The sequence below is a fragment of the Nitrospirota bacterium genome, assembly GCA_004296885.1.
In the GTDB taxonomy this organism is placed as follows: domain Bacteria; phylum Nitrospirota; class Nitrospiria; order Nitrospirales; family Nitrospiraceae; genus SYGV01.
On sequence record SCVN01000004.1, the window covers coordinates 120152 to 131369 of the forward strand.

General features: G+C 66.0%; 6 protein-coding genes. 3 read left to right on the top strand and 3 right to left on the bottom strand.

The features are described 5' to 3' along the window. Positions 1-11 precede the first annotated feature (11 nt). Complete coding sequence (locus tag EPO61_03010) at positions 12-509, top strand: DUF3015 domain-containing protein (GenBank protein ID TAJ10424.1); 498 nt, start codon at positions 12-14, stop codon at positions 507-509. Here the strand turns inward: EPO61_03010 and EPO61_03015 are convergent. Continuing rightward, complete coding sequence (locus EPO61_03015) at positions 506-4891, bottom strand: DEAD/DEAH box helicase (GenBank protein ID TAJ10425.1); 4386 nt, start codon at positions 4889-4891, stop codon at positions 506-508. The genes EPO61_03010 and EPO61_03015 overlap by 4 nt on opposite strands. Before the next feature lie 92 nt (positions 4892-4983). Here EPO61_03015 and EPO61_03020 point away from each other — a divergent pair, with 92 nt between their 5' ends. After that, positions 4984-5796, top strand: coding sequence for a hypothetical protein (locus EPO61_03020; protein ID TAJ10426.1), 813 nt, complete (start codon positions 4984-4986; stop codon positions 5794-5796). Positions 5797-5890: 94 nt separating this feature from the next. Here the strand turns inward: EPO61_03020 and EPO61_03025 are convergent, their stop codons facing one another. Together EPO61_03025 and EPO61_03030 are read right to left on the bottom strand one after the other, a co-directional pair. Further along, positions 5891-7411, bottom strand: coding sequence for a CPBP family intramembrane metalloprotease (locus tag EPO61_03025; GenBank protein ID TAJ10427.1), 1521 nt, complete (start codon positions 7409-7411; stop codon positions 5891-5893). A 75-nt stretch (positions 7412-7486) separates the two neighbouring features. Beyond that, positions 7487-9637: a PAS domain-containing sensor histidine kinase gene (locus EPO61_03030; protein ID TAJ10428.1), complete on the bottom strand. Its 2151-nt coding sequence runs from the start codon at positions 9635-9637 to the stop codon at positions 7487-7489. 173 nt (positions 9638-9810) lie between these two features. On the opposite strand from EPO61_03030, the gene EPO61_03035 reads away from it, so the two are divergent. Beyond that, positions 9811-11064, top strand: a complete 1254-nt coding sequence (locus EPO61_03035; protein TAJ10431.1) for an alanine--glyoxylate aminotransferase family protein — start codon at positions 9811-9813, stop codon at positions 11062-11064. The last annotated feature ends 154 nt before the right edge of the window (positions 11065-11218 follow it).

Below are 11218 nucleotides of genomic sequence, written 5' to 3' on the forward strand. Positions count from 1 at the left end.
CGACTGCTAGCTTGCTGGCGCGATCAGTTCCCGGCCTGACGACAAGACACAAGACGATGGGAGGTCACCCGATGAGATCATCCAATGCCCTGTCCGCACTGTTGCTCTCCGCCTTCATACTCATGCTGACCCTGCCCGCTTGCACCACCAAGGGCACCATCAAGGCGACGACCGACCCCACCACGGATATCTTGTCCAGCACGTCCGGCAGAGCCTGGTTCACCGAAGACGGACTCATCAAAGACGAATTCAAGGTGGAGGCCTTTACGGCTCTGAATTTCGAGAACCTCAAGCAGGACATGGCCCAGGGCCAGGGGGAATACCTCACATCGTTGGGATCGCTGCTGGGAGTCCCCGAGGACCGACAGGCGACCTTCTTTCAGTTGACGCGGGAGAAATATCCGCAACTCGTGCCGACCGACCGGACCACGCCCGCCGAACTGGTGGCCGCCCTACACGGCGAGCTGGCCGCCGATCCCCGGCTGATCGGAAACCCGACAAACAACTAATCGCGTCGCGGCAGAGCGATCACGTCTCCCAGAGACTGGTCGCTCTGCCCCTCCCTGTGCTCACCCACCCGCTGATACGAACCGGATCGGATCGGAACCCCGTCGTGGAACACGATGTAGTTGGACGGCAGGGCCGGCACGCGCGGCCCGGGCAGGATGATGCCGGCCAGATTCAGCGGGTCCGCCCCGGACAGTTTGATCTCTGCCCCCCCCCCCGATGCAGTCCCCGCTCGCCGCAAGGCCCGGAGCGACTCCACCGCCTCCGGTAGCGCAAACTGCTCCCCCACAAAGCCGGCCACGAAGCGCCCGCCCCTGATTTCACCTCGCGACTCGAGGCGGCGGTACTGCACGAGCAGATCGCGCCAAGGCGGACTGAGCGATTCGCGGCCCAACAAGTCCCGAAAGACGACCCCATAGCGCCGCAACAGCTGACGAGCGACCGACTCCTCCGGGCGGACCGCCGAGGGCTGATCGCCGACGGCGTGCCTGAGCAGGGACCAGCGGCCGGCGCTGCGGCCAGGCCGCCTGGCTTTTCCACGCCCCTCGGCCCGCCGCCGTTTGGGATCCAGCAGCGCCCGCAAGTTGTCGAACCCGTCGGCGGTGACGAGACCGGCGGCCGCCAGTTCCCACAAACCCCCTTCCACTTCCGTCTGCAGATGGCCCGTGCCCGCGACCAGGTCGGCGAAAAAGCTCGCCCCGCGCGACCGCAAATATCGCTGGAGGTCCTGCGCCACCGGTCCCAGGTTTCCCTCCGCCACAGGACCGACCGCTTCTCCACCGGCACGAAGCAGCCACCAGGCCTCCTCCCGCGGAAAGAGACCGATCGGCGCGACACTGGTGGGCATGATCCGTTTGGCGCGCGGCGCGTCCCCGAGGCCGAGCATCGGCTCTTCGAGACGAGGATGGGGGCTGAGCCGGCCCCAGGCCGCCATGCCGCCGAGACACAGCCGGTCGAGCCAATCGGGATCGTACTTGGACATCCGGCAAGGCAGGAGAAACCGCTCCCAGGCCGAGGCGGCCGCTTCGAACCCGGCCAGTTGGCGGATCACTTCCTGCAAACCCGCCTCTCCGTGCAGGCGCGAGCCGGGCGTCACATGCTGCCACTGGAACAAAAACTTCATGAACTCCGCCGCCGTGACCGGCTCGATTTCCTTCCGGAGGATGCCGATCGTCAGGCGATGAATGCGCGCCAGCAGCCGCCGGTCGCACCACTCCGGCGCTACCGCGCCGGAATTTTCAATTTTGAATTCTACATTTTGAATTGGCGCAGGGCGGAAGTTCCCGCGCAGGACTTGTCCGGTTGCTTCGAGCTGGAGCAGCGCCCCGTTCACGGCCTCCGGCGCAAGCCAGAGCTTCGCCGCCAGCTCTCGCACCGTCGTTGGGCCCGTGCTCTCCATCCAACCTTGTACGATGGTGCGGATCGCTGTTTCCCGGTCCGGCCGCACCCCCTCTATCGTAAGACTCGGGGGAAGCAGGACATTCGGAAACGCAGCCTGGATCACGGAGACCCGCTCCATCGCGACCCAGCCATGCACAGGCGCCGACGCGGGGACGGGGCGGGCAGGCAACGCAGCGTGCCCAACTCCCCGCGTCTCCGTGTCCCCGCGTCCCACCGTCACAATCACGGCGCGACCGGCCTGGAGCAGCGGCAGGAGATAGGCAGCCCAGGCCGGCGCTATCTGCTCCGGCACCCAGTGCAGCGTCAACAGCGCATCGTGCAATTCGTCGGGGCTCCGCACCACCGGCCAGGCCTCGTCCTCCACCTCGGCAATCGCGTCCGCCGACAAGGCGCCCAGCTTCCCCGCCAGATCCGGCGACAAACTGCGGCGCATCTCCACGGCCCTGGCCCGCCGCTCTTCCAGCGGCGCATCGTCCAGAAAGGCATAGGGGTTCGCGTTGAGGATTTCATGACAGAAGGGCGAGGGAGCGGGCGTATCCCTGGCCAGGCATTGAATCGCTCCCGATTCGATGTTGCTCAGAAGGGCTTCGAGTCCGTCGATATCCATGGCCTCGGTCAGGCAATCGCGGATCGTCTCCCGGACCAACGGATGGTCCGGCACGTCGCGCGGGCCGTGGATATTTTCCTGGCAGGCGGTGGCGGCGGGAAACACGGAAGCCAGCAGGTCCTCCGCCCTCATCCGCTGGATCTGCGGCGGGACTTTTTTGCCGTTGGTAAAACGGAGCAAGGCCAGGGACCGTTGGGCGTTCCAGCGCCAGCGGGTCATGAACATCGGAGCCTGGAGGACGGCCTGGATCAACACCTCGCGGACCCCGTCGGCACGCAGAAACCCGAAGACCGACTCGAGCGGGAAACTGTGTCGTTCGCCCAGCGACAGTACGATGCCCTCGTCCGTGGCCGCCGCCTGCAGCTCGAAGTCGAAGGTGGCGCAGAATCGTTTTCTCAAGGCCAGCCCCCAGGCCCGGTTCAACCGGCCGCCGAAAGGCGCATGCAAGACCAGTTGCATCCCGCCGCCTTCGTCGAAAAACCGCTCCGCCACGATTGTCTTCTGGGTCGGCACGGTCCCCAGCGCCGCCCGGCCCGCCAGGACATAGGCGACCGCCTGCTCCGCTCCCCGCCGGTCGAGGCCACAGTCCTCTTGGAGCCATTGAAGAGCTGATGGCTGACGGCTGATCGCGTCTCGGATTGCGGCGACTTCGGCCGACAGTTCCGCCGTACGGGCCGGCGCCTCTCCGCGCCAGAAAGGAATGGTTGGCGGCGCCCCATGGGCATCCTCGACCCGCATCTTTCCAGTTTCAACCCCGCGGATGCGCCAGGAGGTATTGCCCAGCAGGATGATATCGCCGGCCAGGCTTTCGACCGCAAAATCCTCGTCCACTGAACCGACGACTGTGCCATCCGGCTCCGCGATCACGGCGTAGTTGGCCGTGTCCGCAATCGCCCCGCCGGAGGTGATGGCCGCCAGGCGGGCACCGCGCCTGGCGCGAATCCGGCGGTTGATCCGGTCGTGGTGCAGATAGGCGGTTCCTCTTCCCCGACTCGTGGCAATGCCCTCGGCCAACATGCGCAGGACCGAGTCGAAGTCCCGGCGTGACAGGTCCCGATAGGGGGCGGCCTGCCGGCAGAGGGCATAGAGTCCCTCCTCCGTCCACTCCTGGGCGGCCACAGATGCCACCATCTGCTGGGCCAGGATGTCGAGCGGGCCCGGCGGCACGGTCAGGCGGTCCAACGTGCCGGCCCGGATGGCCCGCAGGAGCGAGGCGCATTCGATCAGTTCGTCCCTGGTGGTCGCGAAGAGCCGTCCCTTGGGAATGGCGCCGATCCAATGGCCGGACCGGCCGACCCGTTGCAGGCCGACCGCGATCGACCGGGGCGAGCCGATCTGGCAGACCAGGTCCACCGTGCCGATGTCGATACCCAATTCCAGGGACGCGGTCGCGACCACCACGCGGGTCTGGCCGAATTTGAGCCGCTCCTCCGCCGAGAGACGGATCTGCCGCGACAGACTCCCGTGATGGGCCGCCACCGCCTGCTCGCCCAAATCGCCGCGCAACCGTTCCTCCAGATGGTGCGACACCCGCTCGACCAGCCGCCTGGTATTGACAAACACCAAGGTGGACTTGTGCGTCCGGACCAGCTCGGCCACGCGGTCGTAGACGTCGCTCCAGATCGCGTTCGTCGCCACCGCTCCCAACTCGTCCCTGGGCACTTCCACCGCCAGGTCCATCCGGCGTCGATGGCCGACGTCCACGATAGTGGGAGCGGGCCCGGCACCCACCAGAAACCCGGCGACGGTCTCGATGGGCCGCTGTGTGGCCGAGAGGCCGATGCGCACCGGCTTGACCGCCGCCAAGGCATCCAGCCTGGCCAACGACAAGGCGAGATGCGCCCCGCGCTTGTTCGGCGCGACGGCGTGAATTTCGTCCACGATGACGGTGCGGACATCCCGCAAGATCTGGCGGCTCTTCTGGGCCGTCAGGAGCAGATAGAGCGACTCGGGCGTCGTGATCAAAATGTGCGGCGGCCGGCGGAGCATCTGCTGCCGGTCCCAGGCCGGCGTATCGCCGGTGCGGACCGTGACACGGAGCTCCGGCATCAACAGGCCTGCGGCCAGCGCCGCATCGGCGATCTCCGCCAGCGGCTCCTGCAGATTTTTTTGAATGTCGTTGCCGAGCGCCTTGAGCGGAGAGACGTAGAGCACCTGCGTCCGGTCGGTCAGTTCCCCGGCCAGGGCCTGCTTGAACAGGGCATCGATGCAGGACAGGAAGGCGGCCAACGTTTTGCCCGAGCCGGTGGGGGCCGCAATCAGGACCGGCGAACCGGAGGCGATGGTCGGCCAGCTCCTGGCCTGGACTGCCGTCGGCGCACCGAACCGGCCACGAAACCAGGCGGCGACAATGGGATGAAAGGAGGCGAGCGGCATAGGGGGAATCTTACCATGGGCGGCGCGATGGCAACAGCCGTCCGATCGGGTACAATGGCCGTCGCCCCAGTTGAAGAGGCCCCTGCGACGCGATGAGCCACCCATCACCGGTCGTGATTCTCGGCGCCGGCTACACCGGCCTGGTCATCCATGCCCTCGGCACGGCCCTGGGGCTGACGGTTTTGGCCGGCAGCCGATCGCCGCACGAACACCTGACCTCGATTCCCAGATCGCAGCGCCTGCGCTTCGATCTGGAGCAGCCGCAGACCTGGGCTGACATTCCGGAGCAGGCCCGGCTCGTCTGGTGTTTCCCGGCGGTCCCCGAGACGCTCGTGCGAGATTTTGCCGAGCGAGTCGCCCCCACGGTCAGCCGGCTGGTGGTGCTGGGCAGCACGTCGGGCTACGAGCTTGCGGCCCCACAGAAGGAAGGAACGGCCGCGCCGCTGATCGACGAAGAGGCCCCGCTCAACCTGGCCCTCCCCCGCGTGCGCGGCGAGGAATGGCTCCGGACACATTCCCCAGCGATCGTCCTCCGCAGCGCCGGCATCTATGGGCCGGGCCGGCATGTGTTGGATTGGATCAGGCACGGGCGGGTCACCGCGTCCCCCCGCTTCGTCAACCTCGTGCATGTCGAGGACCTGGCCGGGATCTGCTTGGCGGCTTTGGAACGGGGCAGGGCCGGCGCCGTCTACAATGTCAGCGACGGACAGCCCAGACAATGGGCCGAGATCTGCCGGATCGCACAGCAGCGTTGGGGCGTGGAGTCATTGGATAAGGGGCCGGCGGGTCGGACAACAACCGGACCGGGAAAGCGCCTGTCCATCGCCAAGCTGCAACGAGACTTGGGGTATGCGTTCCGCCACCCGGATTTGTACGAGGCGTTGGACGAGATAGAGGCAAGTTGACAAGTTGGAACGTCTATAAAGTCGACACGTCACGAATCCGAAGCAGGCAACTTTCGGACTTTCTCGACTTTTCAACTTTGCGACTGTGTCGCTTTCACCGAAGCAGCGCCATCACCGTCGCGCACACCAACAAATTATTGAGCATATGGGCCGCCATGCCTGGCAGGAGACTGCCGGTTTTCTCGTAAGCCCAGGCCCAGAGCATCCCGCTCCAGAAGACGCTGACCGTGCCGAGGATACCGTACCCGTGCGCCAAGGCAAAAATCCCCGCGCTGATCGCTCCCGCCGCGGCCCATCCATACTTGCGCCTGAGCGTGGCGAAGAGCAGCCCCCGAAACACCAGCTCCTCGAACAGCGGGGCGAACACCACATATTCGACGAGGCTGACCGCCAGCAGGAGCCCGGAGCCCCAGACCAAGTCCCCGTCGAACCATTCGGTCCAGTGACTGGACAGGTCCCAGGCTTCCGCGACTCGGCCCAGACCCCATTCTCCCAGCAACGCCGCCGCGAGCAGGGCGGCCAACATCAGCCCCAACCGGCCCCAGGCAGCCGGCAAGGGCCGGAGCCCCAGCCCCTGCAGCCATCCGACCCCCGTGGGCCCGAACAAATGTCGCTGGGCCAGGAGCAGAATCGGCAGGTTCGTGAGCGGGATGGCCACAGCCCGCACCAGCAGGCTGTCGGTCTCGAGCGAGAGCAGGGCCAGGGTCAAGAGGGCGCTGATCGCTCCGCCACGGATCAGGACCACGGACCCGAGGCGGCCGCGCCAGAGGGGCGGGACCGGCGCCGCCCCCACTTGCAGAACCCGGCGCTCTCCCCGCGACCGGACGACCAGAGCCAGCGCTATCAGACCGGCCACCATGCAGAACAACTGCAAGCCGGCCAGTATCCTGGCCCGCTGCATCAGGGGCTCCGTCCGGCTGATCTGGGCTTTTTTGGTGGCCGAGAGCAGCGGCTGATCGCCGGCCTTGGTCGCAATCTGGATGGCCAGCCGATCATAGAACCAGCCGGCCGGAATCCGTTCCGCCAGTTCCGCCTGAAGCGCCAGCTCTTCCGCCCGCGCAATCCCGGGCTCCAGATAAGCGGCGCTCAGCCATCGGGCGAACAGCGGGAACGGGTCCTTGCCCTTCGCCCAGGCCTGGATTGCGGCGCGCACTCGGTCGAGCTTGCCGGCCTCGCCCTCCAGGATCGCCGACTGAAGTCGTACCTGCGGGTCCGGGAACGAGTCGGCCAGTTCCTCATACCAGACGGAAGCCAGCGGCAAGGTCTCTCCGCTGTCGCTCATCGTCAGGTCGAAGAGGAGCCGCTCCCAGGGAGGCGCATCGGCGAAGACCTCCTCCAGATCCATCGAGCGGCCGACCATCAGCGCCAGCGCGCGTTCCGGTTCGTCCACCCGGCTGAGGCGTGGGACGGTGGCTTGCAGCCAGGCGAACAGGAACACCGAGCCCAGTAGAATGAGAACCGAGAGGCCGGTCAGAAACGGGGAGAATCGTGGCGCAGGAGGCGGACCAGCCGATGCCGGATCGGACGGATGGTGCGGCACAACGACCGCCGGCGCGGCATCGCCATGACCGACAGCCGGCGCGGCATCTTGACCCATGTCCGTGAGATCGGCCACCCAGACTCCTGATTGTGCGGCAGTATAGCACGGAGTCTTCGTGGGAACAGGGCAGGCCGGGCTTGTCGCGGGCGGCTATGCCTGATCCAGCACACGGCGGACCGTGATCGCCAATTCTTCAATCGTGAAGGGCTTGGAAAGACAGATGGGGGCCGCTTGCTCCAAGCCATGACTCGCCAGAATTTCACCGCTATAGCCGGAGACGTAGAGGGTCTTGAGGCCGGGCTTGACCAGGGCCAGCCGCTCGGCCAATTGCCGTCCGTTCATCTCCGGCATCACCACGTCGGTCAGCAGGAGATGAATCCGCCCCGGATGCTGTTCGGCCAACAACAAGGCATTCTCGGGGGATCCGGTCTCCAACACCTGATACCCCTGCCCGCTGAGGGTCTCCTGAATCAGGAGACGCACATCCCGGTCGTCATCCACGACCAGGATCGTTTCGTCCCCCCGCGGCATGGCTTTCGGCGCCGCCGTTTCTTCCGGCTCCTCAACGGCATCCTGCCGCGGCAGGCAGACGGTGAACGTCGTCCCCTGCCCCGGCTCGCTGGCCGCCGCGATCGTTCCGCCACTCTGTTCCACAATCCGATGGACCGTGGCCAGGCCGAGGCCAGTGCCTTGCCTCTGGCCTTTGGTGGTAAAGAACGGGTCGAAGCAATGGGCACAGATCTCCGGATCCATGCCCTGACCCGTGTCACGAATCGTCAGCCGCACCGATGGTCGGCCGCCAAGACCGGCCAGCCCGCATGCGGGGTGAGAGTCGTCCATGGCGGTGGTCATCGTGAGGGTGCCCCCCGCCGGCATGGCATCCCGCGCATTGACGGCCAGGTTGATGATCGCCTGCGGAAATTGCCCCGGATCCACCAGCACCGGACAGACGTTCGGCGTCAAGACCGTCTCGACACGGATCGCCTCTCCCATCAATGCTCGGACGATCGGCACCTGATCCTTGACGAGTTGGTTGAGATCCACGCTTCTGAGCTGCATCGGCTGTTTCCGGCTGAATACGAGGAGCTGCCGCGTGATCGCTTCCCCGCGCTCCGAGGCTTTTTTGATCGCCTCCAGCCGCTTGAACAGGGGGTCGCCTTCGTCGCGGCCCTTGAGCGCCATCTGACAAGAGCCCTGAATGACCTGCAGAAGCTGGTTGAAGTCGTGAGCCACCTCCGCCGCCAGGCGGCCCAGCGCCTCCATTTTGTGCCGCTGGCGGAACTCGGCTTCCTTCTGGCGGACCAACGCGTCCATCCGCTTGCGCTCCGAAAGATCGCGGAGAATCCCGCTGAAAAACATGCGCCCATCCACCTGCCAGGCCACCAGCGACAGCTCGAGGGGAAACTCGGTTCCGTCTTTCTTCAGTCCCTCGATTTCGACCGTCCTCCCGAGAGCATGGCCCTGCCCGGTTCGGATAAACCGCTTGATCCCTTCGGTATGGCGGGCCCGGTACCGTTCCGGCATCAACAAAGCCACCGGCCGGCCCAGCATCTCCTGCTCGTCGTACGCAAAGAGTGTATGTGCCGCCTTGTTCCACCAGATGATGATGCCCTGGCTGTCTGCCTGAACGATGGCGTCGTGGGCGGATTCGACCAAGGCCCGGAAGGTCCGCTCCGATTCCTGCGCCATCTGCTCCGTCTTCCGGTGCAATCGGCGGATCGTGTCCGCCGACACGCCGTAAAATACGGCCATGATCAGCAGTACCGGCAGTTCCAACAGTTCGCTGACGGACAGGGCCCTGATTTGCGACGGACCGAAATAGAGCAAGCCCGCGTAGCCAACACAGAGCAGCGTGGAGAGGCCGAGCGCCTGGCGCAACGAGGGGGCCGAGGCCGCCACCAGGATGATGAGGAAAAAGGTCACGTGAAAGCCGGAGGCCGCGTTGGGCGAGAAGTAAGTCAGGCTGCTGGTGACGGCCGTGTCCACCATGACCAGCGAACCGACAAACCAGCTGGAGTCCCAGACCTTGCCAGGAAATACCATCACCGCGGCCACCAGCAGCAGCAGGCCCAGCACAATCCACTCCTTTAAGGCGTAGAGACCGTGCGTATCTTCGCTGAACAGCAGATGATAGGAGAGGACGATCGCGACGAGAATCTGGATCAGCAGGAGTTCGGCCCGTCGGCCAGGGCCTGGGGCCGGCGGGCGTGGGGGAAAGGCCGAGGGGTCGGCCGGCTGGGATGATTCGCTGCTCATGCCATCTACCTCTTCCCGCCACCCGGGCCACTCATGGGCCGTCATTCAACCTAGTGCCCTCCCCCCGGACTGTCAAGCGCCCCCTCCCTTCCGTGCAGACGCCGGAATGAGGCTTGTGGCGGAACCAGGGGGGCTTTCGTTATACTATTGCGCATGATGTCGATTGTGGACGGTTCGGAGCCAATTTCATCAATATCGGATGCCCCGTGACAGACTCAATGTCTTCTGCTTGCGGCGAATTCATTCCCCCGCCCCGACTGCTGCTCGGGCCCGGGCCCAGCTTGGTGCATCCGCGCGTACTGCAGGCCATGGGCGCGCCGCTCCTGGGACATCTGGACCCGGAGTTCTTGCAGCTCATGAACGAGATCCAAGCGATGCTCCGGCGCGTCTTTCGCACCGAGAACCGGTTCACGATCGCGATCTCCGGCACCGGCTCCGCCGGCATGGAGGCGCTCCTGGTCAACCTGGTGGAGCCGGGGGATGCGGTGCTCGTCGGCGTCAACGGCGTCTTCGGCTCCCGGATGGCCACCGTCGTGGAACGGTGCGGAGGCCGGCCGATCGCGGTCGAGGCGCCCTGGGGTCGGATTATCGAACCGGACGACATCCGGCTGGCGCTCGCCCGCTCCGGCCCGGTCAAGGCCGTGGCGTTGGTTCATGCGGAAACCTCCACGGGAGCGAGGCAACCCCTGGAATCCATCGGCGCCCTCTGCCGGGAAGCCGGTGCCTTGTTCATCGTGGACGCCGTGACCTCACTGGCCGGCCTACCCCTCGAGGTGGACGCCTGGGGCATCGACGCCTGCTATAGCGGCACGCAAAAGTGCCTGAGCTGCCCCCCGGGTCTGGCCCCGCTCACGCTCAACGAGCGTGCGTTGGCCGCCATCCGTCGCCGCAAAACGGCGTGCCGAAGCTGGTACCTCGACCTCTCATTGGTGGCGGACTACTGGGAAGAGGGCAAGCGGGCCTATCACCATACGGCGCCGATTTCCATGCTCTACGGCTTGCGGGAAGCCTTGCGCCTCGTGGAGGAAGAAGGGTTGGAGCCGCGTTTCGCGAGGCATCGGCTGCAGAGCGAGGCCCTGGGAGCCGGACTCGCAACGCTGGGGCTGAGCCCGTTCGCCCAGGAGGGGCATCGCCTGCCCAGCCTCGCCTGCGTGACCCTGCCGGCCCGGATTGACGATGCCGCCGTGCGGGCCTCACTCCTGCGGCGCTTCCAGATCGAAATCGGCGGAGGGTTGGGGCCGCTCCGCGGACAGGTCTGGCGCATCGGGCTGATGGGCGAGTCCGCCAGACGGAGCCATGTGCTGACCCTGCTCGGTGCGTTGGAGGAGCTGGGTCTGGAGCAGGGCTGGCTCGCGCAACCAGGCGCGGCCCTGAGCGCCGCCGCCCGCATCTATGCCCGAACCGGCGAGCCGGCCGCCGCGCTACAGAAATCCGTCCGAACATTCAGCAAAAGGGAGAAGGCTCGCTCATGAAACCACCGGTTATTTGGGGAACGGTCCTGATGCTGCTGGTGCTCGTCGGCGTCGGCGGCTACTGGGGGCTGTCCGGTTTGCTCAAAGATGCCGAGGCGCCGGTCACGATCGCGCCGGAACTCGTGGCCGATTACGTCCACGCCGTGATCCAGGC